22 protein-coding genes are annotated in these 23,713 nt (G+C 57.1%); 11 read left to right on the plus strand and 11 right to left on the minus strand.

The window, feature by feature from the left end; genetic code table 11:
- A partial coding sequence (locus FKP33_RS18580; RefSeq protein WP_181410206.1) for an energy-coupling factor ABC transporter ATP-binding protein occupies positions 1-632 on the minus strand: 632 nt, incomplete at its 3' end.
- Between the two features lie 185 nt (positions 633-817).
- Between FKP33_RS18580 and FKP33_RS18585 the strand changes: the two genes are divergently transcribed.
- On the plus strand, positions 818-1,405 hold the full coding sequence (locus FKP33_RS18585; protein WP_054800392.1) for a biotin transporter BioY: 588 nt from the start codon (positions 818-820) through the stop codon (positions 1,403-1,405).
- A gap of 68 nt (positions 1,406-1,473) precedes the next feature.
- Here FKP33_RS18585 and motB read toward each other — a convergent pair whose 3' ends face one another.
- Both motB and motA read right to left on the minus strand, forming a co-directional pair.
- On the minus strand, positions 1,474-2,286 hold the full coding sequence (motB, locus tag FKP33_RS18590; protein ID WP_141336034.1) for a flagellar motor protein MotB: 813 nt from the start codon (positions 2,284-2,286) through the stop codon (positions 1,474-1,476).
- Positions 2,279-3,073 carry a flagellar motor stator protein MotA gene (gene motA, locus FKP33_RS18595; RefSeq protein WP_127606980.1) on the minus strand — a complete coding sequence of 265 codons (795 nt, stop codon included), beginning with the start codon at positions 3,071-3,073 and terminating at the stop codon, positions 2,279-2,281. The genes motB and motA overlap by 8 nt, the downstream gene beginning before the upstream one ends.
- A 325-nt stretch (positions 3,074-3,398) precedes the next feature.
- Here motA and FKP33_RS18600 point away from each other — a divergent pair, with 325 nt between their 5' ends.
- Positions 3,399-4,277, plus strand: a complete 879-nt coding sequence (locus tag FKP33_RS18600) for a VOC family protein (protein WP_141336035.1) — start codon at positions 3,399-3,401, stop codon at positions 4,275-4,277.
- A 160-nt stretch (positions 4,278-4,437) separates the two neighbouring features.
- Here the strand turns inward: FKP33_RS18600 and FKP33_RS18605 are convergent, their stop codons facing one another.
- The 6 genes from FKP33_RS18605 to FKP33_RS18630 form a co-directional block, all read right to left on the minus strand.
- Positions 4,438-5,439 (minus strand): aldose 1-epimerase, encoded by a 1,002-nt coding sequence (locus FKP33_RS18605; RefSeq protein WP_127606976.1) that lies wholly within the window; start codon positions 5,437-5,439, stop codon positions 4,438-4,440.
- A 92-nt stretch (positions 5,440-5,531) separates the two neighbouring features.
- Positions 5,532-6,335 carry a formate dehydrogenase accessory sulfurtransferase FdhD gene (fdhD, locus tag FKP33_RS18610; RefSeq protein ID WP_141336036.1) on the minus strand — a complete coding sequence of 268 codons (804 nt, stop codon included), beginning with the start codon at positions 6,333-6,335 and terminating at the stop codon, positions 5,532-5,534.
- Between the two features lie 20 nt (positions 6,336-6,355).
- The gene (locus tag FKP33_RS18615; protein ID WP_141336037.1) at positions 6,356-8,710 is read right to left on the minus strand and encodes an FdhF/YdeP family oxidoreductase; all 2,355 of its coding nucleotides are present in this window, start codon (positions 8,708-8,710) and stop codon (positions 6,356-6,358) included.
- Positions 8,711-8,848: 138 nt separating this feature from the next.
- Positions 8,849-9,211, minus strand: coding sequence for a Na-translocating system protein MpsC family protein (locus tag FKP33_RS18620; protein ID WP_054796737.1), 363 nt, complete (start codon positions 9,209-9,211; stop codon positions 8,849-8,851).
- A 170-nt stretch (positions 9,212-9,381) separates the two neighbouring features.
- Positions 9,382-9,915: a glutathione peroxidase gene (locus FKP33_RS18625; protein ID WP_141336038.1), complete on the minus strand. Its 534-nt coding sequence runs from the start codon at positions 9,913-9,915 to the stop codon at positions 9,382-9,384.
- Positions 9,916-9,918: 3 nt separating this feature from the next.
- Positions 9,919-10,368: a MarR family winged helix-turn-helix transcriptional regulator gene (locus FKP33_RS18630; RefSeq protein WP_054796747.1), complete on the minus strand. Its 450-nt coding sequence runs from the start codon at positions 10,366-10,368 to the stop codon at positions 9,919-9,921.
- Between the two features lie 281 nt (positions 10,369-10,649).
- Between FKP33_RS18630 and FKP33_RS18635 the strand changes: the two genes are divergently transcribed.
- Genes FKP33_RS18635 through FKP33_RS18650 form a run of 4 tightly spaced genes read left to right on the plus strand, consistent with a single transcriptional unit; the run spans position 10,650 to position 15,123 of the window.
- Positions 10,650-11,222, plus strand: coding sequence for a TetR/AcrR family transcriptional regulator (locus FKP33_RS18635; protein ID WP_141336039.1), 573 nt, complete (start codon positions 10,650-10,652; stop codon positions 11,220-11,222).
- A gap of 39 nt (positions 11,223-11,261) precedes the next feature.
- Positions 11,262-12,536 carry an HlyD family secretion protein gene (locus tag FKP33_RS18640; RefSeq protein WP_054796735.1) on the plus strand — a complete coding sequence of 425 codons (1,275 nt, stop codon included), beginning with the start codon at positions 11,262-11,264 and terminating at the stop codon, positions 12,534-12,536.
- Between the two features lie 6 nt (positions 12,537-12,542).
- Positions 12,543-13,793 carry an ABC transporter permease gene (locus tag FKP33_RS18645; RefSeq protein WP_127606966.1) on the plus strand — a complete coding sequence of 417 codons (1,251 nt, stop codon included), beginning with the start codon at positions 12,543-12,545 and terminating at the stop codon, positions 13,791-13,793.
- Positions 13,794-13,815: 22 nt separating this feature from the next.
- Entirely contained in the window at positions 13,816-15,123 is a 1,308-nt protein-coding gene (locus FKP33_RS18650) for a TolC family protein (protein ID WP_054796734.1), read from the plus strand.
- Positions 15,124-15,296: 173 nt separating this feature from the next.
- Here the strand turns inward: FKP33_RS18650 and FKP33_RS18655 are convergent, their stop codons facing one another.
- Positions 15,297-16,166, minus strand: a complete 870-nt coding sequence (locus FKP33_RS18655) for an AraC family transcriptional regulator (protein ID WP_236595848.1) — start codon at positions 16,164-16,166, stop codon at positions 15,297-15,299.
- A 130-nt stretch (positions 16,167-16,296) separates the two neighbouring features.
- On the opposite strand from FKP33_RS18655, the gene FKP33_RS18660 reads away from it, so the two are divergent.
- The 5 genes from FKP33_RS18660 to FKP33_RS18680 all read left to right on the plus strand — a co-directional run bounded on the left by FKP33_RS18660 (position 16,297) and on the right by FKP33_RS18680 (position 22,040).
- A complete protein-coding gene (locus FKP33_RS18660; protein WP_141336040.1) occupies positions 16,297-17,664 on the plus strand; it encodes an MATE family efflux transporter in 1,368 nt (455 codons plus the stop codon).
- A gap of 143 nt (positions 17,665-17,807) precedes the next feature.
- The gene (locus tag FKP33_RS18665) at positions 17,808-18,626 is read left to right on the plus strand and encodes a dienelactone hydrolase family protein (protein WP_127606960.1); all 819 of its coding nucleotides are present in this window, start codon (positions 17,808-17,810) and stop codon (positions 18,624-18,626) included.
- Positions 18,627-18,792: 166 nt separating this feature from the next.
- Entirely contained in the window at positions 18,793-19,755 is a 963-nt protein-coding gene (locus tag FKP33_RS18670; RefSeq protein ID WP_141336055.1) for an acetylxylan esterase, read from the plus strand.
- Between the two features lie 146 nt (positions 19,756-19,901).
- Positions 19,902-21,356, plus strand: coding sequence for an aspartate ammonia-lyase (gene aspA / locus FKP33_RS18675; protein WP_127606956.1), 1,455 nt, complete (start codon positions 19,902-19,904; stop codon positions 21,354-21,356).
- Positions 21,357-21,509: 153 nt separating this feature from the next.
- Complete coding sequence (locus tag FKP33_RS18680) at positions 21,510-22,040, plus strand: L,D-transpeptidase (RefSeq protein ID WP_258313488.1); 531 nt, start codon at positions 21,510-21,512, stop codon at positions 22,038-22,040.
- 385 nt (positions 22,041-22,425) lie between these two features.
- On the opposite strand, the gene FKP33_RS18685 is transcribed toward FKP33_RS18680, so the two are convergent.
- A complete protein-coding gene (locus FKP33_RS18685) occupies positions 22,426-23,691 on the minus strand; it encodes a glucuronate isomerase (protein ID WP_141336041.1) in 1,266 nt (421 codons plus the stop codon).
- Between the last annotated feature and the right edge of the window lie 22 nt (positions 23,692-23,713).

The raw sequence follows: 23,713 nt of genomic DNA on the forward strand, positions 1-23,713 counted from the left end.
GGCTGCCGTTCGAGCGATTCCGGCCGCTCCGCGCCGTACAAAAACAAGCGCGGCGAGCCGTCGAACGCGAGGGCGCCTTCGTTCAAAGCGATGACGCGCTCGCTTGCCGCGGCTTCCTCCAGCCGGTGTGTGATCCAGACGACCGCGGCGCCGTCCCGGTGCGCCTCGCGCACCGCTTCCAGCACCTGCCCGCGGGCGTCCGGATCGAGCATGGCCGTCGGTTCGTCCAGTACAAGCACATCCGGACGAACGGCGAGCGCCAGGGCGATGTTCAGCAGCTGCTTCTGACCCCCCGACAATTCCCCGATCGGCGTGGAAGCGGGCAGCGGCAGCCTGACGCGCCGCAGCGCTTCGTGCTGCCGCCGTTCGAATTCGTCCGCCGGCAGTCCGATGGCGCCGAGGACGAAGTGAAACTCTTCCTCGATCGTGTCGCCAAGCACCTGCGCATCCGGATGCTGCATCACGCCGCGTACGACGACGCGGCCGCTCGGGATGACGCGGCCTTGGGACAACGGGCAGCTGCCGAGCAGTATGCCGGCCAAGGTGCTTTTGCCGCTGCCGTTGGAGCCGGTGACGGCGATCCATTCGCCGGGGCGGATGTCCAGCGAGAAGCCGTTTAATGCCTTGCGCACGCCCTCCGATTCGGAAGCGAAGTGAACGGAGGCGTCATGTATAGAAATCAGAGGGGAGAAAACAGACATAATAAACGACCTTTCCGTATAAAAAAAATGTTGTAGGCACTCTCGAATTGTTAACCACATTGTGTTAATATAGGTTAACGATATAACCATATCAAAAATGAGAGGGTCGTTCAATCATGAAATTATCGCTTCGTGGAATCGTATTTAGTGCGCTCCTTGCCGCTTTATTGGTGCTGTTCGGTTATGTGAGCATCCCGCTGGGCTTCACCCCGGTCCCCATTACGCTGCAAACGCTCGCCGTCATGCTCGCCGGAGGCTTGCTGGGCGCGTGGTACGGCTTTCTCAGCATGGCGCTCGTCGTCGTCCTGACCGCTATCGGATTTCCGCTGCTGCACGGTACGGGAGGCTTGCCCGTATTGTTTGGCCCGACCGGCGGCTACGTCATCATGTGGCCATTCGCTGCGCTGTTGATCGGCTTGCTGCTGCCACGCATTCGCATGAGAGGAGCGCTAGGTTATGCAGCCGCGTTCCTCGTTCTGGAAGTATTCGGCTCCCTGCTGCTGTATGTGACCGGCGTACCTTGGCTTGCTCACGTCACCGGGTTATCGTTCGAGAAAGCCATGATCGCCGGATGTTACCCGTATTTGCTGGGCGATGCGATCAAAGCGGCCGTGGCGACGCTGATCATCTCGCCGGTTCGTCAAGTGTTCCCGCCGGAGCGGTTAACGGGCTCTTCCGGAAGTCGCGTCATTTCTTTAGATTAACGGAAGCAACTAAAAAAGCAAATGACGGAATTTGTTCCGCCGCTTGCTTTTTTTGGCAGGCGCTGCGTTTATTTCGGCACTTCCTCAAATTGCGGGGTTTTCATGCTGCGCAAAATGCTCACTTCCACCCGGCGGTTCTTGGACCGTCCTTCCTCCGTGTCGTTCGTGTCGATTGGATGGTACTCGCCGTACCCGATGGAACGGAAGCGGGCGGGGCCGATTTGATCGTTCTCGAGCAATATTTTCATAAAATTAAGTGCCCGCTTCGAGCTCAAATCCCAGTTCGTTTCGAATGCGGCGCTGCCGATCGGGACATTATCCGTATGACCTGCCACTTCGACCCGGTAATTCGGGTATTGCGCCAGCATCTCGGAGATGAAGCCGGCAAGCCGTGTAGCTTCCGGTTTTACCGTAGCGGAGCCGGAGGAGAACAAGGCGTTGTCTCGAATGGTAATCATCAGCAAATCGTCGGTCAATTGGGTGTCGAGCTCCGCAGACAACTGGTTGTCCGCTATGTATTGATCGAGCCTTTCCTTGAGCTGCTCCAAATCGTGCTGTTCCTTCTGAAACTGCTTCGCCTGCTGTTCTTGCTGTTGCTGCTGGGCCGTTGCCGGGTTCGACGGATCCTCGTACTTGCTCTTATCAACGTTCGGCGCCACCTGAAGTGGAATCATATTGGACACGTCAAAGGTGCCGGTACCGCCAGTGAAGGCAGAGTTCAGAGAACGCATGATACTGTCGTACTTTTTGGAGTCCACCTGACTGGAGGCGAACAAAATAATAAAGAGCGCGAGCAGCAGGGTTAACAGATCGGCATAAGGGATGAGCCATGTTTCGTCGATATGCTCCTCATGATGCTCGCGGTGCTTTTTTTTACTCATCCCTGTCTCCCGCCTTGCTCTCGTTTTTCTCGTCGCGCTGAGAAGTCGGTATGAAAATCATCAGCTTCTGCTTCACGGCCGTCGACGAAATACCCGACTGGATGGAGAGCAGTCCTTCGACCATCATCAGCCGGATTTCCACTTCTTTCTTCGACTTTTGCTTCAATTTGTTGGCAATCGGATGCCAGAGGACGTAACCCGAGAAAATCCCGAGCAGCGTTGCGACGAAAGCCGCAGAGATCAAGTGGCCGAGACTCTCGACATCGTTCAAATTGCTGAGCGCCGCGATCAGGCCGATAACGGCCCCGAGTACCCCGAGCGTAGGCGCGTATGTGCCGGCTTGGGTAAAAATTTGCGCGCCTGAACGGTGCCGCTCCTGCATCGCTTGAATATCTTCCATCAAGACGTCGTGCACAAAGTCTTGATCGTTGCCGTCAATGATCATGCGCATACCGTTGCGCAAGAACGGGTCTTGAATTTCCTCCACCTTGCTCTCCATCGCGAGGAGCCCTTCGCGGCGGGTGATGGACACCCAGTCCGTGAACAGGTTGATCAGATCCATTTTCGGAATTGTTTTTTGCTCGGTGAAGGCAATCTTTATCAGTTTGGGGAAGCCTTTCAGTTCTTCTAAAGAAAAGCCGATAAAGAGAGAGGCCGCCGTTCCTACGAAAATGATCATAAGAGCAGCCGGGTTGACGAGGGCAACGGGACTTGCTCCCTTCAGAATCATCCCCACAATGACTGCCACAAAGCCAAGAACAATACCGATAACTGTTGATTTTTCCATTTCGCTAAAAACACCTTCCGCCTGTTTATTTTCTCCATTTTCATGCCATGTTTCCAATTACTTCGACAAAAAGTGACAGTTATCCTGCTAGGGAATTTTGTTTAATTTTTCACATTTGGAATATTTGGAGTATAATGAGAGTTAAGATGAATGAAGCAGATGGGCGCAGCCGCCGTTATTTTTCATGGCGGTCAGCCCGCGCAGAACGAACTTGGCGCCCGGGTCAGCAGGGCCATTTGAAAGAAGACGTTCGCGAAGCGGTCATCCCTTGAGCGAAGCGGAGGATGACCGTAACCGAATGAATGAAGAGAGGGGAACAAAGCATATGCAGGCAAATCATCTCCACGAGAAGACAAGGCTTGGACCGGTCCACTTGAAAGTGAGCGAGCTGGATCGGTCGGTGCGCTTTTATGGCGAGGTTGTCGGGCTGCGCGAGCTGCACCGCGCGTCCGGGAGGGCTGTGTTGACGGTCGGCGGGGACGAGTCGCCGCTGGTCGTTCTGCATGAGCTGCCGAACGCTATCGTCATGCCGCGCCGAACGACCGCGGGGTTGTATCACTTTGCGCTGTTGGTGCCGAATCGCGGGGCGCTCGGTCTGTCGCTGCGCCACTTGCTGACGTGCGGCATTCATGTCGGACATAGCGATCACTTGGTCAGCGAGGCGTTGTACATTCAAGATCCGGACAACAACGGCATTGAAATTTATGCCGACCGGCCCCGTGAAACCTGGCGGCGCGACGAGAGCGGCCGTTATGTGATAACGACCGATCCGCTCGACTTGGACGGATTGCTGGAGGAGGCGGGGGATTCGCCGTGGGAAGGGCTGCCCGCGGGAACTAGTATCGGGCATATTCATTTTCACGTATCCGACCTGCTTGAAGCACGGCGGTTTTATATCGAGACGTTAGGCTTCGACCTGATGGCGTCACGGGATTCGGCGATGTTCGTCTCGGCCGGCGGGTACCATCATCACGTCGGGCTGAACACCTGGGCCGGCGTTGGCGCACCGGCTGCTGCGGACGATGCGGCGGGGCTCGCTTATTATACGCTGGTCGCGCCGACGCCCGAAGAGCTGGAGCGGACGACCGCCCGGCTGCGTCAAGCCGGGATCGCGCTGGAGCAGGACGGGAAAGCTTGGTTCGCCCGCGATCCGTTCGGCATTACCGTCAGGCTGACTAGCGAAGAGGCTATCCCTAAAGGGTAACACCCAATGCAATCATCTTAATGGGACAAATTCGAAACCAAGCAAAGAAGAACCTTCAACACCACTTGCAAAGTGGGGATGAAGGTTCTTTTCATCTTCGATGCATGACAAAACCGTCCGGTCCAGGGGGAACGAACGGTTTGGCGATGCGATGTTCAGGCTAAGCCCGGATGCAGTACAAGCGGCTCGTCGCTTCCCAGATTTCGCCTTGCGCGAGCGAGAACAAACCGATCTCCTCGGCCGGCAAATCGACGTTCGGAGCGTTGACAAGATTCGTTTGCGGCTCGGGGCAGAAGAAGCCTTCGGTTGCATTGTTGTTCCAGATCATCCAATGCTTGTAAGACGTGCCTGCGTCATAGACGAGCTTGACTCCAAGCCGGGAGTCGGTCAGTTCCATCCGGTTGCGGCCGTTCTGCGGCTCCGCCGTGTAATGGTTATCCATCGGCTCGAAGAACGGCGAAATGCCGCCCGATTTGATCGCTTCTTCTTCCGGCTTCAGCGTCTGGAATCTGCCCGTCGGCAGCATCCGTTCGCTCATCTCGCGACGCCGGCCGATCGTCATTGTAAAGCGGCAGTCGGCTGCGGTGCTGCCCGGAGCGAATGGCGCATTGACCGCTGTATGGAAGGCGAGCAGGCAGGGCATAAGTTCCGTGCCGTCGTTGCGCACGAGCACGTGCTGGCCCAATCCGTCTTCCGTCAGCGTATAGGTGAGCCGGAACGTAAAGGCGTGCGGCCAATAACGGTATACCGGATGGGCGGCGTCAACCTTCTGCGTGAGCGTCACGTAGCTGCTGTTCGAAGTCGTACCGTACGTTTCCACGACCCAGGGAATATTGAACAAGAAGCCGTGCAAATGGTTGCCTCGCGCCGCTTCGTTCACCGGGAATTGATAGGTGGCGCCGTTCCAGGGGAACTTGCCGTCCTCGATCCGGTTCGGCGGGAAAAGCACCGGCATGCCGTGAATCACCGGACGCGCTTTGAAGCTCTCCATCTCCTCAAGCGCAGGTTCGTGCAAAAAGCGGTAGCCGGCCTCCGTATCGCGGAATGCGATAAGATTGGCGCCGATTTCGGGCAGAACAGCCGCTTCGTAACGGCCCGCCTGCAGCCATACCGCCTTCTCGCCTTGATAAGTATCCTCATAAGCTTTGCATGCGAAAGTCACAATAGGTCCCCTCCGTCTAGTCTCGTCCATCCTACATCATAGCGGGTGGAAGGGCAGCTTGCCATTAAAATAACAACCTAAACTATTAATATTTAAACCTCGACGTCCGGCGAAGCGATACGCTCCCGATGCGTGTAAACGTTCATGGACGAGCCGCGGATGAAGCCGACGCACGTAATGCCGAGGTCGTCCGCCAAGGAGAGCGCCAGATCGGTCGGCGCCGACTTGGAGAGCATCACGCCGACCCCGATTTTCGCCGCCTTCAGCACGACTTCGGACGATAAGCGTCCGCTGAACGCGATAATTTTATCGCTCGTCCGCCACCGGTTGCGCAAGCAGTGCCCGAACAGCTTGTCGAGCGCGTTGTGCCGCCCGATATCCGCGCGCGTCGCGAGCACATCGGTGACCGAGCAGAGGGCCGCGTTGTGCAGGCCCCCCGTATTGCGAAAGTCAACCGAGCTTCGCTGGAGCGTCTCCATCAAGCTGTAAACCTGCTCGGGCTTAATACGAATTTGCGAGACCGATGTTTTTGCGGTCCGCACATCGTTTTGAAAATAAAACTGACGGCTTTTGCCGCAGCAGGAACCGATAAACCGCTTGGCGTAATATTCCTTGCCGACGGATTGGGGGCGTATCAATTCGGCGTAAGCGATGCCGCGGTCCTCGTCGACGGACATCGTCTTCAACTCGTCGGCTTGCCGAATAACGCCCTCCGACGCCAGAAAACCGACGACCAGATCAGTCAGCTCGGTCGGCGAGCAGACGATCGTCGCGAATTCTTCGCCGTCCACATACAAGGTTAGCGGGAACTCCTCGGCAATCTCGTCTTCTTGCTCGATTGCGCCTTGACCGCTGAATTTCATCATATGCCAATGGGTCGTCAGCTTTCGTGTCATGGACTCGCCCTCCGATCGCTTCAGCCGAGCGTTTCCATTTCGAGCTCGGCGACTCGTTTCTCAACGTAACGCGTATCTTTCAAAGCATGATACGTTTCCGCTTTTTCCACCACGACGGCGGTATTGTATTCGGGGATGCCGGCGAAAGCCTCATACACGCCTTTGGGAAACAGCATGTTGCCTTCCGGCCAATACAGCTCCACATTGCCGGGGGCCACCTCCGCAGTTTTCGCCCGGCCGTGGAATGTGCCGAACTGGTTGTAAACGACAAGGGCATCCCCGTCTGCAATCCCCAGCTTCGCCGCATCGGTCGCATGCAGCAGCACGTCGTAACGGTCCGCAGCATTAAACGGGTCGTGGCTGCCGTAAATCATGGAATTAAATTGCTTGCCGCGCCGCGTCGTCGCGTAGAAATGCCCCTCCGGCTTGCGCCGCTCCGGCAGTTCTACCGGGATCAGTCTGCCGCGTCCATCCGGCGTCGGGCAAATTCCGTCCTCGCACAGCCACGCATTGCCCCATTGGAACACGTCGCCCTTCGCGTGCAGATGCTGGATGCCGTCGTAATTGGGAGCGGCTCTGGCGATTTCCTGGCGGATGCCCGCCGCATCCGTCAAGCCGAGCACAGAGGCGGAATCCGGCCGCACGAGCGCCGCAAGCTCCGCGTAGATGCTCCACTCCGCGCGCGCTTCCGGCATGCGCGGACCTTCGATTTCCGGCGAAAAGTAGACCATCCGCTCGGTGGAAGTGGACGTGCCGCCGCCCGGCTGTTCATAACGGGTCATCGCCGGCAAGACGATCACGGCTTCCCGGGCGTCGACCAGGGTCGAGGTGTTGAGCACGATGTCTTGATGGACGCGGATGTCGACCTGCTCCAGGCAGGAGCGGACGAAGTCCGGCTCGGGCATCGTCTCGAGGAAGTTGCCGCCGGACGTGTAGAACACCTTCAGCTTCCGCTCATGATCGTCCGGGAGCAGCGCATTCTCGAGTGAGACGCCGACGATGTCGCCCTGCCACTTCGGCAGCTCGAAGCCCCACTCGCGCTCGATCCGCGCGATGTCGTCGCCCTTGAACTCGCCGCCCGGCAGGCTGAACGGATCGGCGCCCATTTCGCCCGAGCCCTGCACGCCGCTATGCCCGCGAATCGGCATCAGGCCGCAATGCTCACGGCCGAGAAACCCTCGCAGCAGCGCCAAATTGGCGACCTGCGAAATGTTATCCGTGCCGAAGCGGTGCTGGGTCAGCCCCATGCTCCAGACGAAGACGGCCGATTTGGCTTCCGCCAGCAGCTCGGCAAATTCCCGCATGCGCGCCTGGCTCAAACCGGAGGAGCGTTCCAGTTCCTGCCAATCCTGCTGAAGCACGTGCGCCTTCAACTCTTCGTATCCGTTTACATGCGCCTTGATGAAGGCGTGATTGACGGCCGATCCGGGAGCTTCCGTCTCCATCTCGAACCAGCTCTTCATGACGCCGTGCATGAAGGCGATGTCGCCGCCGATATGCACCTGGTAGAAATCGTCGGCGAGCTTCGTCCCGAACAGCGCCGATTCCGGAATCGACGGGATCCAGTAACCGTCCATCGCCGGCTCGCGATACGGGTTGATCACGATGATTTTCGTGCCCTTGCGCTTCGCGGCGTACATATATTTGGTGGAGACGGGCTGGTTGTTCGCGGCGACGCTGCCCCAGAAGACAAGCACGTCGGTGCCGATCCAATCTTTATAGGTGCAGCTGGAAGCTCCGATTCCGACCGAGCGCTTCAAGGCCGTCTTGGACGGCGAGTGACAGATGCGCGAGGCGTTGTCGATGTTGTTCGTGCCGATGAAACGGGCAACCTTGGCGGCGGCGTAATAAGACTCGTTCGTGATGCCGCGGGCCGTCAAATAAAACGCCAGCTGCTTCGGGTCGATGGCGCGTATTTTACCGGCGATCGTCTGCAGCGCTTCGTCCCAGCCTACACGGCGGAAGCGCCGCTCTCCCTTGCCGCGCATCAGCGGGTAGGGAAGCCGCCCGAGCTTGCGCAGCTGCGCGCTGTCCAGCTTGCGCAGCTCGTCGATATCGGCGTGCAGCATGTCCGGGCGGATCGCCGGCATCGTGTTGAGCCGCAGCACGTTCAGACGCGTCGTACACAGATGCGGGCCTTCCAGCGTCTGATCGTATAACCCGGACACCCCGAGCGCGCAGCCGTCGCAAACGCCCTGTGTCAGAATGCGGGCCGCATACGGCAAATTGTCGCGGTTCTCCCAGGCGACCTTCAGCGTATCGCGAATATGATGCGGCTTAATTCGTCCCAAGCCGAACGGCATTCGGCTGACCCAAAGCTTCGGGTCGGGCTTCCCAGGCAATTTTATGCGGCCGCTATGTTTCGTTTTTCCCATTGTACGTCCTCCTTAGAAGTGTCGGTCTGGTATAAGTTCAATAAAAAAACCGCCGAGACGTTACTTTTTCGCATGAAAAAGCTTCATCTCCAGCGGTTAGTCTCCAGCAGGTTCGCTGCCAAGCGCCAACGTTTGACGTTATCGGTCGCCGAATTTATTTTGGATGTTCTGATCAAACACGAAGATGGACATGCCGAAATCCTGATCGATGTCGATATCGACGAACAAATCGACGAATGCAGCTCCCAGCAGCTGCTCCATCTCGGTTGGAGGGTGACTGCGGTAAATATCCTTGACCCATTGCGTGCGGGCTTCCCGCAGCATTTGCTTCCCGTCGGCCGCGTTTGCGATAAATTTCTCGACCGGGGAGAGATTGCCTTCCATCTCGCAGATGGCCCAGTTCTTGCAGAAGGTGGTCGTGATCCGGCCCGGGCCTTTGCCCATATGACGCTTTCGGTACGCTTTGACCAAGTTGCTGAATTCGGCTTCGTATTTATTCATGCTTCGACCTCCGATAACCGTTAAACGGGTAACAGGTGCGCTGTCCCATATCTGACGGCAAGCAGCAAGATATAGTCTTAACAAAATAATCTTAACAAGAAAGCGTTACCGTGACAAGACAAGAAAAAACCTCCCGCTCGCACACACGGCGAACAGGAGGGGGCGGGGGACTACAGCAGCGCTTCGATATCGGCTGTTAAGGCAGCCGGCGTAACGGGCGGTTCGAAACGTTTCACGACGTTGCCGCTGCGGTCAATCAGGAACTTGGTGAAATTCCATTTGATCTCATTGCCTTCAAGCAGCCCTTGCTGCTCCAGGAACGAGGCCAGCTTGCCGCCGGTCTGCGGGTCGATTCCTTCGAACGGAGCTTGTTCCGTCAAGTAGGCGAACAGCGGATGCTTATTTTCGCCGCGCACCTCGACTTTGTCGAACAGCGGGAAGGTGACGCCGTAATTCAGCGTGCAGAACGTGTTGATTTCTTCATTCGAGCCGGGCTCCTGCGCGCCGAATTGATTGCAGGGAAAGCCGAGGATATTCAAGCCGCGGTCTTTGTACGTTTCGTACAGCTGCTGAAGCTCGTTGTATTGCGGGGTGAGTCCGCACTTGCTGGCCGTATTGACGATAACGAGCACCTTTCCTTTGTATGCCTCTAAAGAAACTTGCTCTCCGCGGATGTTGTTGGCTTTAAATTCGTATACGCTCATGGTTTATTCCTCCGTTGTTTTGAGATGGACTTGCTCCAATAAGGAAGTGAGACGCAGACGCAGCGCCGTCGTTTCGTCTTCCGTCATGCCGGTGACACAAAATAGTTTCTCGGGAAGGTCGTAGGCCTTCTCTTTAAGCGCGGCGCCCTGCGGCGTCAGCCGGATGCGCACGTTCCTCTCGTCCTGCGGGTCGCGTATGCGGGTAAGCAGCTTCAAGGCCTCCAGCTTCTTCAAGAGCGGGGTCAGCGTTCCGGAATCCAGGTATAGCCGTGCGCCAAGCTCCTTGACCGTAATGTCATCCCGTTCCCAAAGCGCCAGCAGCGCTACATATTGCGTATACGTAATGCCCAGTTCGTCGAGGTGCGGGCGGTACAGCTTCGTAATTTCGCGAGCGCACGCATAAACAGCGAAGCAGAACTGATTCTCGAGCTTCAAAAGTTCATCGCGATTCAGGATTTGCAAACCTCCTTATATTAGATTGCTTGAAATTAAATTGTATAAAATTTATTTACTGAAACTACTTTACCATCCGTAATGAGCGAAGTCAATGTTTACGCTGCGAACGGTGTGAATTTGTATCGAACGACGTTTTCCCGACAGGTCCTATCCATCATAAAAAGGGCAAAGCATGGCGCCCTGCGCATGTAACAGTTGCATTAGAAAAATACGGATGGTATAGTGGAAAATGACCTCAGAACCCAATTGTTATTTTGGTCAGTACAGGAGATGGATAAATGGATCCTAAAAAAACGGCGATCTTGAATGCGGCGAAAAAATCGTTCTCGCTTTTTGGCTACAAAGGCACGACGATGGGGCACATCGCCAAAATCGCAGGAGTCGGCAAAGGTACTTTGTACTTATATGTGACAAGCAAGGAAGAACTGCTGAACGAGATTGTCAGCGTCTTGGTGGAAGATATGAAACGAACGGCGGAGGAAGCGATCGGGCAGGGCGCCACCGTCTTTGAGAAAATCCACGGGGCCATCTACGCCGCGCTTATGTTCAGGAAGGAACAGGAGCTGCTCATCAAGCTGGCGCACGAGGTGAACGAATTCGGCAGTCAGGTGACGGAGAACGCGCTCGACCAGATCGAGAATCAAATGGTCGACTACATTTCGCAGCTGATCGAACGCGCGGTCAGCACCGGGGGGATGAAGCCCTGCGATCCGAAAATTACCGCCTTTATCGTCTATAAGCTGTATCTGGCGCTCGTTTACGATTGGGAACGGCAGCATCCGCCGCTCACGGATGAACGCATTTTGGAGCTGCTGCAAACGTATCTAATGAACGGCCTATCCACGAAATAGGCTGCTTTTTTTCATCATCTTTTATGCGGAGGGGTATTTATGCGCTTTATTCGACCATTGGTTTATTCAGTGATGGCGGTGGCCATCGGTACGGGAGGCTTTCTGCTCACTACGAAGCAAGTAAACGGAAGCACGCAAGCCGGAGCTGCCGTGCAGCCGACAGCTTACATTGAATCGAACGAGGTTAGCGCCAGCTTTAAGATCGGCGGCCGCGTTACCGAGATTCTCGTGAAAGAAGGGGATACGGTCAAGAAAGGCCAAGTGCTGGCGCGTCTGCAAAGCACGGAGCTTGAGGCGAAGGTGGCGCAGGCCAAAGCGGCCGTGGCGCTCGCCCAGGGCAAGATTGCCGAGGCGCAGGGCGCAACCGCTACCGCTCAGGCGAAGAAGGCGCAGGCGATCGCCGGCGTGACGGCTACGGCCGATGCGGCGGATCAGCAAATCGCCCAGGCCGAAGCGGCGGTGAAGGCGGCGCAAGCGAAGGTCGACGGGCTGCGTAACGGCGCCCGTCCGGAAGAGAAGAAGCAGGCCGAAATTCAACTGCAGGCGACCAAGGAAGTGTACGCCCTCGCCGAGCAAAACTTGAAGCGGATGCAGGCGATGCTTGCGGAAGGCCTTGTGGCGCAGGCCGACGTCGATAAAGTGAACGTGAGCTATCAGGAAGCGAAAACGAAATATGAGCTGGCGCAGCAGCAGTACAACCTCGCTCAGCAAGGGCCGCGCGAGGAGGAAATACGCGCAGCGGAAGCGCAGCTGGAGCAGGCCAAAGCGGCGCTCGGCCTCGCCCAGGCAGGCCGCGAGCAAGTAGCCGTGCGCGAAGGCGACGTTGCCGCAGCGAATGCGGCCATACAGCAGGCGCAGGGCGCTGTGCAGTCGGCCGGCTCCGCCGAGCAGCAGGCCAAGGCGGCGCAGGCTGAAGCGGAAGCGTATCAGAGCTACACCGAGCTTATCGCGCCAAGCGACGGAGTGATCCTGGCGCAGGGCGCACAGCCCGGCGAACTGGTCGGCTCGGGCTTCCCGGTTTTTACCATTCAAGCGACAGACGGCCATTGGGCGAGATTTTATATGACCGAGACGTCGCTCGCCGGACTGAAGAACGGAGACCGCGTCAAGCTGAAGCTGATCGCGACGGGGCAGGAACTCGAAGGCAAGATCCAGTCGATAGCGGCGGCACCGGATTTTGCGGTCAAGAAAGCGACGCAAACCGCGGGCGAGACCGACGTGCGCTCGTTCGGCGTGAAGGTTGAGCTGCCGCAGCTTCCGGAAGCGGCTGCGATCGGCATGACGCTGCAGTGGAACGGTAAAACGGAAGGGTGATCGGTCGTGACGGAGCTTAAAGTAGGCGGCGTCATTGCCGACGAGTGGAGACACATTATCAAAGACAGGCGGCTGTTCTTAATTCTTTTCATCGTGCCGGTCATGTATACGCTGCTGTTCGGCTCGCTTTATACCCACCACAAGGTGACCGAGATGACGACGATTGTCATGGACGAAGATCAAAGCCCGCTCAGCCGTCAAATCATTCAAGCTTTCGAGGAAAGCGAATCGTTCCAGGTGACGCGCGAGGCGCATACCGAGGAGGAGGTCAGGCGAGCGATCGCCTCCGGGGAAGCGAAGGTCGGGTTGTTCATTCCGAGCCGGTTCGAAGCGAGCTTGAAGCAGGGCCAGACGCTGCCGCTGCTCACGTGGGTCGACGGCAGCAACATGCTGTACTCGAATTCCGCGACCAAGGGCGCGAACGAAGTCATCACCACGTTCAGCATGGGCCTGTCAGCCAAAAAAATGAAGCTGCAGCAAGGCCTGCAGGACGAACAGGTGGCGAACGTGCTGTCGCCGATTCCGTTTCGCTATCGGGTACTGTACAACCCGACGTTTAATTACAGCGACTTTATGATGTACGGTCTGGTCGGAGCCATTTTGCAGCAGGTGCTGTTTCTCGGCATTTCGCTGACCGTCACGCGGGAGAAAGACGGCGGGACCTGGCAGCGTTATGCGGCATGGAAACGCGATCCTTGGCGGATCGCGTACGCCAAGACGGCGCCTTATTTCCTGATCAATTTGTTTAACACGACGATTGCGCTGCTGATCGCGTCGTATTTATTCGGGGCGCCGCTTGCCGGCAGTTTGTTCGCCGGGCTGGCGGTCGTGATGTCCTTCACGTTCGCGGTGTGCGGGATCGGGTATTTGATCAGCATGTTCTCGGGCAATCAGCTCGGGGCGACGCAGACGGCGATGCTGATCGCAGTGCCTTCGTTCCTGCTGTCCGGCTTTACCTGGCCGTTCGAAGCGATGCCGAGGGCGCTGCAGGTTCTGGGGCATCTGCTGCCGCTGACCTATTTCCTGGACGGGGTGCGCAGCGTATTCGTGAAGGCGAACGATTACAGCGCAATCGGTTACGATTGCCTGGCGCTCGTGATGATGGGACTCGTGACGTTCATGGCGGCGATGCTGCTGACGCGCTTTGCCGTGTTTCGCAAGACGACGCCGGAGGATGCGGCTGCGCCGGTTGCGGTTCGCGCCGAGCCTGCGGGAACGGGAACCGCAACCGGAAACGGAAGCGGGCTTACCCTATAATATTGAGGGAGATGGAACGAGAATGAACCGAAGAACATTTGCGGGCTTTTGCGCCGCACTTTTGATTGCTGCCGCTGTCCAACCGGCCGTTTATGCCGAGACGGTAACGGAAGATCCGAAGCAAAACCTGTACTTGAGCGCCCCGGTCCTGGAGACGGTCGCTTCGATCGACTTGCCGTCGGTGCTGGAACGTGCGTTGACAGACTCGAACAACCTGCAGCTGCTCCTGTTGAAATATGCGGCGTTAAACTCGAAGGAGCAGGATTTAAAAGCACAGCGGGAATCGCTGGTAGGCGGCTCGTTCACAGGCGGACATTTACCGGATACGCCCGAGGAGATGGTCGCCGGGATGAATGCGCAAGGAGTAGCCGTCGATCCGGCGGACAACCTGTGGCTCGGGCCGGTGACGACCGTCACGAATAAGGCGATCAATCAGCTTATCCAAGGCATGGGTACGATGAGCGCCGGCATGAATGAGATCATCCAGCAGCAGCGCGAGCAATTGAAGACGACGGCGCACCAGTTGAGCACGGACCAACGCAACGCGCTGCTGCAGAAGGACGAGGCGGTTGAAGCCATCCGGCTGCAGACGACCGCCCAATACGTGCAGCTGCTCGGCTTGAAGAAGCAGCTTGCCTTTATGCAGGATTACGCTTCCGTGCTGGACAAAGAAGTGAAGAAAGCGATGCTTTTCCGCGAACAAGGGCTGGCCTCGAACGAAGACGTGCTGACGGCGACCAAAGCGCTGAACAAGCACAAGGACGAGCTCGCCCTGCTGAACCAAAATTACAAGCTGGCGCTGGTGCAGCTTTCGTTCGACATCGGGATCGCGTACAATCCTTCGCTGGAAGTGAAGGACATCGCGAACGTCACCGTAGAACCCGTGCAGCGAGCGGATACGGAAACGATCCTGAAGAACGCCTATCAGATGAAGATGAGCGCGAACAATATCGACGAAGCGGCGTGGCAGCAGTCCAATACGGTAACCCAAAATACGTATGGGGGCAACTATTTGGGCGTAAACCTGGCGATTTCGGGCATGAAGAACGAGCAGACGCAGCTGGAGCTGACGAAGAAAATCGAGGCCGTGTACACGGAAGCGGAGAACGCCTATCTGGCCTATACGACGGAAGCGCGGAATACGGCCGAAGTGAAGGCGGACTTGAATAAAATGAAGGTGCGTTACGACGCAGGCGTCCTGTCCAGGCACGATTTGCAAAAGTTCGAGCTGAAGGTGCGCGGGCAAGAGACGACGCTGGAAGCCGCGAAGCTGAAATATTTCGTCCTTCGCGAGAAATCGCGCGCGATGGAGAAAGGGTTTATCTCGTAATGGGAAATGGGCTGTGCCGGGCTGATCAAGCCGGCGCAGTCTTTTTTTTTTGTGAGCGGCAGCGCAGGGCCGGATACGTGCCGCCTGCCCGGCCCCGGCATGCCTTCGCTTGAAGGCATGCCGGGGCTTTTGGCACGGAGCGGAGGCGACTTCTTTCGCTTGCGCGGTTGCCTTTACTGGAACCGGCGCCGGTATTCGCGAGGCGTCGCGCCGACATATTTCACGAAGCAGGAGGTGAAGTAGGCGGCTTGATTAAACCCGACGTCGTCGGCGATGCGCGTGATCGGCAGATCCGTTTGCAGCAGCAGCAGCTTGGCCTGCTCCAGCCGGTAATGCATCAAGTATTCGAACGGCGAGCAGCCGAACTGCTTCTGCATGCAGCGCGCGATATAAACCGGATGAAAATTCAACGCTTCGCCAAGCGCCTGAGCCGACACGTTCTCGTGGTAATGCTGCCGCAAATAAGAGGCCGCCTGATCGGCGCATCTGGCGGAGGACGCCGTCTCGTCGGACTGCCAGGACTCATGCAGCCGCTCCAGCAGGTTCTGAAACAACGTCTGCTGTTTCCAGCGGGACAAGCTGTCGGAACGGGCGCCCAGTTCGATCATCTGATCCATAAGCGCGAACAGCTTGGCCGGCTTCGGGATATGAAAAGATTGGGGGATATGAAATTTGATGGTTTGCGGAATGAAAACCCGCAGCCGATCCGGAATCTTTTCCTCCCGGTCATCGCTCGTTTCCGATTCGTTCGGATCAGACACGCGCCACTCGCCGGACGTTTGGAAGTGGAGCCAATAATACAACGTTTCCTCCTGACAGGGTGCCGTCGGATAATGATGTTTATCCGGGCGCAAAATCAACATGTCACCGGCTGAAACCTCGTATTTCCGGTCTTCTTCGGCGATGTACAAGCAGCCGCTGCGCACAAGCAGCATATCGAACACACCGATATTCCGACGGTTCGGATGTTTGAAGCCCGGCTCGTTCGCCGCGAAACCGTTCACAATGAAATAGGGCATCGGCGGGACGGACAACTGTAGCACAGACAGCGCTTTCACCCCCTTACTATAGGCATGTAAAGTTTGAATTTTAATAGTTCTGGTTGCAAATATGATATATGAATCCCAGTATACCATCTATAATGTGTAATGACGACAGGAGGGATTTACGGACATGACGGATACGCACAAAAAAATGACCTTATGGGCGCTTGCGTGGCCCGTTTTTATTGAAATGTTTTTGCAATTTTTGCTCGGGACGGCGGATACGTTTATGGTAAGCCGCATATCCGACGATGCGGTGGCCGTTGTCGGGATCTCAAACCAGCTGTTTAACGCGGTGACGATTTTATTCGCCGCCGTGGCGGGCGGAGCCGGTGTGCTGATCGCTCAGCGGATCGGGGCGCAGCGGAACGAAGATGCGCGCAAGATCGGCATCATGACGGTGAAAGCGTCGATCGTGATCGGGCTTGGCTTGAGCGTGCTTCTTTACTTCGGCGCGGCCCGCGTAGCGGCCTTGCTGCAGCTGGAGGTGTCGCTGCTGCCGCTTGCCAAGACGTATATCGCCATCGTCGGGGGCGGCATGGTTTTGACGGCTGTGATGTCGACGCTCAGCACCGTCATCCGCAGCACGGGCGACACGCGCACGCCGATGTTCGTCGCCATTGGGATGAACGTCGTTCATATTATTCTGAACTATTTGCTGATCTACGGCACATTCGGGTTCCCGGCGTTAGGTTTGGAGGGTGCGGCCCTATCCACGGTCATGAGCCGATTGGTCGCTTCGATAGTGCTGGTCATCGTTTGGGCCGGTGCCTTTTCCCGTCGGCTCGAGTGGAGCGACTGGAAGCTGTATGACCGCCCGATGTTTCGCGAAGTGCTGCGTATCGGTTGGCCGCTGGGCCTGAACATGGCCTCCTGGTTTTTCTCCCAGCTGGTCATTTATGCGTTCGTCGCCAAATTGGGCGCGTCGGCCTTAGCCGCAAGAACGTATATGAATACGCTGGAATCGTTTTGCTTCCTGCTCGGCTTCTCGGTGGCCTTGGCCGTCCAAATCCAGATTGCCTATTTATACGGCGCCGGGCGTAAAGAAGAGGCCTACCGCAGCGCATACCGGGCAACCGGCAGCGGTTTGGTTATCGTCTTGATCGGTGCGCTGCTTCTTTATGTATTAGGAGAGAGCATATTGTCGTTCTTCACTCAAGATGCGGGCATCTTGGCGATCGGCTTGTCGCTGCTCGGGTTGAATTTGATTTTACAGCCGGGCAAAATGGTCAACATGGCGATGGGCAATGCTTTAATCGCGATCGGGGACACCCGCTTCGTCGTATATAACGGCTTTTTCTCCATGTGGATCGTCGCCGTAGGGCTGTCCTATGTGCTCGGCATTCAGTCGGGGTGGGGCTTGATCGGCATCTATGCGGCGATGATCGCCGACGAATATTTGCGCGGCTTGCTCGTTACCGTCCGCTGGAGCAGCAAAAAAGCGCTGAACAAAGCCTTGACGCCTCCGGACGCGGCTCAAGTTGCCGTTCATCCTTAGCTTCGTTATAATTAAATAAGCGCATCGGATAAGAAGCATATCCGACCAGGTCAACAAGAGGCTTTATACCGGAAGAGGAAGACCGGGTAAAGCCTCTTTCCTATGTGAAGCGCATGCTGAAGAAGCCGAAGGAGGAACCGAACATGAGTTTGATCGCGGACTGGGTCCGATACGGCCCGGAAGGAGCGTACACCGGGTATGCCGCAAGACTGGCTACGGCACAAACGCCGCTTCCCGCCGTTATCGTGCTGCAGGAAATATGGGGCGTGGACGAGCATATCCAGGACGTCACGCGGCGTTTGGCGCAAGCGGGCTACGCAGCCTTCGCACCCGACCTTTTCGCGAAGGACGGCGAACGATTGCCGGCGCTCGGTGCCGGTCAAATCGAGGCGGCGAAGCAGTTCCTGAACACGCTTCCGCCGTCCGCATGGCGCAATGCGGAAGAACGGGATACCGCGCTGGCGCGGCTCCCCGAGCACGAGCGGTCGGGGATCTCCGCTACGCTGAACCGGCTCTTCGACCTGGGCGGGCTGCAGGACGCGTTTCGCACGCAGGCTGCCGAAACGGCCGTTTACTTGCGCGAGGTGTGCGAGCACTCGCGGGGACAGCGCGTCGCTTCTGTCGGTTTCTGCATGGGGGGCGCGCTGTCGGCGGCGCTGGCCGTGAGGGACGAGCAGCTTGCAGGAGCCGTCATTTTCTATGGCTCGGCTCCAGCCCTGGACGCGCTGTCCTCCATCCGGTGTCCGGTGCTCGGTTTATACGGAGAGAACGATAAGCGGATTACGGACGAAGTTCCCGCGTTCGCCGAGGCGATGGAGCAAGCGGGCAAACGCTTCGACTACCGGATTTATCCGGACGCCCCGCACGCCTTCTTCAACGATACGCGCCCGAGCTACCACGTTGCATCGGCCAGAGCGGCCTATGCCGAGACGCTTCGATTTCTGCAGGAGACGCTGAGCTAGGATGCAGCCTCTGGAGCCGCCCTTCATGCGGAGCCGGAGGCTGCTTTATTTAAATCTGCCGGAAGAGCGAATCGGGCGCGCCATGATACCGTTGAAAAGCGGAATGTCACCGCGTATAGTTGGAATGAAGAACCAATTTTCCAGTGAATAAAAAAGGATGATGATGATGCCGTTAGTTGACATGCCGCTTGCCCAATTGCGTACCTATGAGGGCCGCAACCCCCGGCCGGCCGATTTTGACGCTTATTGGAACCAGGCGCTTGAGGAAATGAAAGCGGTCGATCCGCAGGCGGAGCTCGTGCCCGCCGAGTTTCAGGTCCCGTTCGCGGAATGTTTTCATTTGTATTTCAACGGTGTGAGGGGCGCTCGCATTCACGCCAAATATGTCAGGCCGAAGCAATCGGAGGGACCGCATCCGGCCGTCCTGCATTTCCACGGGTACACAGGCAGCAGCGGCGACTGGACGGATAAGCTGGCGTATGCGGCGCTCGGATTTTCCATCGCATCCCTCGACGTTCGCGGACAAGCCGGCTTGTCGGAAGATTCGGGCGGCGTCTTGGGCAATACGCACCACGGTCATATCATTCGGGGCTTGAACGATCCGGACCCGCACAATCTGCTGTTCCGCCACATCTTTCTCGATACGGCGTTGCTGGCCTCCGTCGTCATGGGCTTCCCGGAAGTCGACGAGGCAAGAGTCGGCGCCACCGGATGGTCGCAAGGCGGCGCGTTGACGATTGCGTGCGCCGCCCTCGAACCGCGTATCCGCAAGGCGGCGCCGGTTTATCCTTTCCTGAGCGACTACAGACGCGTCTGGGAAATGGATTTGTGCAAAGACGCTTACGCCGAGCTGAAGACGTTCTTCCGCCATGCCGATCCGCAGCATATTCGGGAGGACGAAATTTTTACGAAGCTCGGTTATATCGATATTCAACATCTGGCGTCCCGCGTCGGGGCGGACGTCCTCGTCGGCGTCGGATTGGCCGATACCGTGTGCCCGCCTTCGACGCAGTTCGCAGCGATTAATAAGATGAAGACGACCGTCCGCACGGAAATTTATCCGGACTTCGGCCATGAGAACTTGCCGGGGATGCATGATAAAATTATTCGTTTCTTAAGCGCGTTGTAAAGCTCCAGAAGGTCAACGGTGCAGAGCCGGGCTTTCCCTTGGCGGGAGGCTCGGCTCTTTGGTTTGCTTCGGAAGGGGTATAGCCGTATCAGTGCAAGGGAACGCTGAAATATTGCGGGAAAGAAGAGCGGGAAAGGATGAGGGGTATGGCGGAAGCCGGCTTTCGGATAGAAAAAGATTTTTTGGGAAGCAAAGAGGTTCCTATTCATGCATACTACGGTGTACAAACGTTGCGCGCGGTAGATAATTTCCCGATCACGGGCTACCGGATTCACCGGGAATTGATCGTGGCGTTGGCGATCGTCAAGAAAGCCGCAGCCCTTGCCAATATGGAAACCGGGCAGTTGAAGCCGAAGTTCGGCGAAGTGATTGTGAAGGCAGCCGACGAAATGATAGCAGGCCTATGGCACGACCAATTTATCGTTGATCCGATTCAAGGCGGCGCCGGCACTTCGATCAACATGAACGCCAACGAAGTGATCGCGAACCGCGGGATCGAGCTGCTTGGCGGGGAGAAGGGCAACTACTTCATGCTGAGCCCGAATACGCACGTCAACATGGCGCAGTCGACGAACGATGTATTTCCTACCGCGATTCATATTGCGGTGCTGCGTATGCTGGACCAGCTGATGGCCGCGATGCACGACCTGCACGAGAGCTTCCGCGCGAAGGCCGTTGCATTTGACGGCATTATCAAAATGGGCCGCACCCACCTGCAGGACGGGGTACCGATCCGGCTCGGCCAGGAATTCGAAGCGTACCGGCGGGTGTTCTCCCGCGACATGACCCGAATCGGTCAGGCGCGGCAGCATTTGTACGAAATTAACATGGGCGCGACCGCGGTCGGCACGGGACTGAATGCCGACCCCCGCTATATCAAACGGGTGGCCGAGCTGTTGGCCGAGCTGACGGGTTACCCGCTTGTGAGCGCAGAGCATCTGGTGGACGCCACGCAAAATACGGATGCTTACACGGAAGTGTCCGCGGCCTTGAAGGTATGTATGATCAACATGTCCAAGATCGCCAACGATCTGCGGCTGATGGCTTCGGGCCCCCGGGCCGGACTGAACGAGATTAACCTGCCCGCACGGCAGCCGGGATCGTCGATCATGCCCGGCAAGGTGAACCCGGTGATGTGCGAAGTTGTGAACCAGGTCGCCTTCCAAGTGATCGGTAACGACCATACGATCTGCCTGGCTTCGGAAGCGGGGCAGCTCGAGCTGAACGTCATGGAACCGGTGCTCGTCTTTAACCTGCTGCAGTCGCTCGGCATGATGACACAGGTATTTAAAGTATTCAAGACGCACTGCCTGGACGGCATCGAGCCTAACGTGGAGCTGTGCCGCAATTACGTGGAGCGCAGCGTCGGCGTCATTACGGCATTGAACCCGCACCTCGGGTATGAGCCGGTTGCGCGAATCGCGCGCGAGGCGATCGAGACGGGCAAATCGGTGCGGGAATTGTGCCTTCTCTACGACGTGCTTCGCGAGGACGAATTAAACATCATCCTCGACCCCTATGAAATGACGAAACCCGGCATTGCCGGCGCGTCGCTGCTGCATACGGAACCCCCGGCAGGAAGCGAAAAGCCGAAGCCGTGAGCTTCAATTGAATAATGACCGAAGCCGACCTCGCCGGAGAAGTCGGCTTATTGACGCTGGAAATGGCGTTTATCGCCTGAGGCGCATGCCGCGGCGGTTCTTGGCAAACAATAAGGCCGATGTGAATCGTTACCTTCAAAGGAGAAAGAAGGTTTGAATCGGGCCCTACCATTACTTCGGTGCGTTTGGTTGCTGCTTGCAGGATGGTTACCCGCCCCGGCTTCGGCTGAAGCGGGTAACGCCGCGCCTCCGACCCGACAACAAGCCGATGCGGAGCTGCTCATGGGCTTGCAAGAGGAGGGGGTGTACCTGCTCATTGAAAAAAAGGCAAACCGTCTGTCCCTTATCCACAACGGACGTGTCTATCGCTCGTTTCCGGTGGCGACCGGACGCCGCAGAGAGCTGACCCCGACGGGCACCTTCCATATTGTGACGAAAATCGTGAAGCCGTGGTACGTACGAAAGCAAATTCCCGGCGGCCATCCGAAAAATCCCCTCGGGACGCGATGGATGGGCATCAACGTGCCAGGTAGCGGAGGTTATACGTACGGGATTCACGGCACGAATCGGCCGTATGCGATCGGGTCGAGCGTTTCGTCGGGCTGTATCCGCATGTTGAATCGGGATATCGAATGGTTGTATCGGCATATTCCGCTCGGGACGGTCGTCGTCATTCAAGATTGAAAAAAATAGGCCCCCGAAGTGTATGGAACAAGGCTCATCTGCGCAACATAGGATCAACGGTGAAAGAGAGAGGTGTGGTTCCGTTGAGCAAATTAGCGGGTTATACCAAGGAAGTTGTTGTTGAATCGAGATAGAAGCGGAGGGATGTGCCAAAGACACGTAAGGGTAGTACAACGTACTGCAAGACGTGACCCGAGGTAAGACTCATGCTTTACGCAAGATTCATGGCAAGCGACCATCATGAATTCACCGTTGGAAAGGACTCCGCAAGGAGTCCTTTTTCCTGTGGCGTTCTTCCGGGCAAGCTGGAAAGCCATGAGCCATTCCATTCAGGTTCGAAGCAAGAGGCAAGAGGCAAGGGGCAAGTCTTCGATCGGCAGCTTCGTTACTTGGCAGAAGGATCGGGTTTCCCCAGGAACGTCCAGAACGCGCCGCCGAGCAGTCCTTCCACGTCACGGCGAATTTCGTCTTCCTCCAGGCGCCAGCCCGCCCGCAGCAAATCCGTGTATTTATCGCCAAGCACCTTAGCGATAATCGTCCGGGAATGATCCCACTTGTAGAGCAGCTGATCAAGCACCCGGCAGTCGGAATGCTGGGGAATGACGCTGCCGCCGAGCAGCTCCAGCCGCATCCGGGTTATTTCTTCGATGAGGCTCGGATTGTTCAGAAACCACCAGCAGCCAAAGATGAGCAGATTGCGGTTTTTTCGCGCCGTCACGGCCAGCTCGTGCTGATTTTCCCGCGATAGCATCGTCACCAGAAATTTGACGTTCGGGTGTCCGCTCACGATCCGTTCGACGGCCCCGATGTCGCTGTAGCCCAGACTGTCCCCCGCGTCCTTCAGCGAAGGGTTGACCTTCCGTTTGACGCCGATCATAAGCGCGAACGGAATGCCCGCTTCCTCGGCAACGGGAAGGATGCATTCGTCAATGACCCGTCCCCGCAATGACGGCTCGGGGTAGGCGAAATCGTTCGGCAGCGAAACGGCCATGTACAGCGGGTTCATTCGGCCGATCCAATCGTGAAGAAAGCGCCTCACCTCCGCTGCCGTGTCTCCCGAGAAATCTTGCATTACCGCATATCCTTGCTGCTGGAGCTTCATATAGGCCGAATCCCAGCCGTTCAGCAGCGGGTCGATGCGCAGCGCGGCCAAAAACCGCGGGTCGGTGCTGCCTCCGCCGGACCAACGCTCCCGCTCGTAGTCGTCGAACGGATCGTTCGTCATGACTACCGTCTTGACGCCCGCCAGCTCCAGAATCCGGTCGATATAATCGCTAGCCTGCACTTCCCGGAAGTAGGCCCGGTACGATTCCAAATCGCGCGTGGACAAGTCGAAGCCGAGACGGTTCAGCACCGTGACGACGCCGCGGCATGCTTCGCTGTAAGGAGAGTGATCGATAAACAATGTTTGCCAAATCAGATCGGCGCGCTCCGTTTTGCTCATCCGCCAGAAATCGTCGTAAGACAGATCGGGACGAAACCGGAACATTTCAGCGATCAAATAGTGATACGTCAGCAGGTCGTCAACCCCCCATAACAGCAGGTCGCCGAACGATTCGGCGAATAAGTGGGTGTGAATATCGGTGACGGGGGTAAGGCGAACGGTCTCTTGAACAAAAGCGATCAGCTGTTCTTCGGTACGAATGGCCATGATATTCGAAGTCCTCCTAAGA

The organism is Paenibacillus sp. tmac-D7, from assembly GCF_006519665.1.
In the GTDB taxonomy this organism is placed as follows: domain Bacteria; phylum Bacillota; class Bacilli; order Paenibacillales; family NBRC-103111; genus Paenibacillus_G; species Paenibacillus_G validus.

Coding starts and splice junctions, on each gene's coding strand:
- FKP33_RS18585 (WP_054800392.1), top strand. CDS start 818: ATGAAATTATCGCTTCGTGGAATCGTATTTAGTGCGCTCCTTGCCGCT.
- motB (WP_141336034.1), bottom strand. CDS start 2,286: ATGAGTAAAAAAAAGCACCGCGAGCATCATGAGGAGCATATCGACGAA.
- motA (WP_127606980.1), bottom strand. CDS start 3,073: ATGGAAAAATCAACAGTTATCGGTATTGTTCTTGGCTTTGTGGCAGTC.
- FKP33_RS18600 (WP_141336035.1), top strand. CDS start 3,399: ATGCAGGCAAATCATCTCCACGAGAAGACAAGGCTTGGACCGGTCCAC.
- fdhD (WP_141336036.1), bottom strand. CDS start 6,335: ATGACACGAAAGCTGACGACCCATTGGCATATGATGAAATTCAGCGGT.
- FKP33_RS18615 (WP_141336037.1), bottom strand. CDS start 8,710: ATGGGAAAAACGAAACATAGCGGCCGCATAAAATTGCCTGGGAAGCCC.
- FKP33_RS18620 (WP_054796737.1), bottom strand. CDS start 9,211: ATGAATAAATACGAAGCCGAATTCAGCAACTTGGTCAAAGCGTACCGA.
- FKP33_RS18625 (WP_141336038.1), bottom strand. CDS start 9,915: ATGAGCGTATACGAATTTAAAGCCAACAACATCCGCGGAGAGCAAGTT.
- FKP33_RS18635 (WP_141336039.1), top strand. CDS start 10,650: ATGGATCCTAAAAAAACGGCGATCTTGAATGCGGCGAAAAAATCGTTC.
- FKP33_RS18640 (WP_054796735.1), top strand. CDS start 11,262: ATGCGCTTTATTCGACCATTGGTTTATTCAGTGATGGCGGTGGCCATC.
- FKP33_RS18650 (WP_054796734.1), top strand. CDS start 13,816: ATGAACCGAAGAACATTTGCGGGCTTTTGCGCCGCACTTTTGATTGCT.
- FKP33_RS18660 (WP_141336040.1), top strand. CDS start 16,297: ATGACGGATACGCACAAAAAAATGACCTTATGGGCGCTTGCGTGGCCC.
- FKP33_RS18665 (WP_127606960.1), top strand. CDS start 17,808: ATGAGTTTGATCGCGGACTGGGTCCGATACGGCCCGGAAGGAGCGTAC.
- FKP33_RS18670 (WP_141336055.1), top strand. CDS start 18,793: ATGCCGTTAGTTGACATGCCGCTTGCCCAATTGCGTACCTATGAGGGC.
- aspA (WP_127606956.1), top strand. CDS start 19,902: ATGGCGGAAGCCGGCTTTCGGATAGAAAAAGATTTTTTGGGAAGCAAA.
- FKP33_RS18685 (WP_141336041.1), bottom strand. CDS start 23,691: ATGGCCATTCGTACCGAAGAACAGCTGATCGCTTTTGTTCAAGAGACC.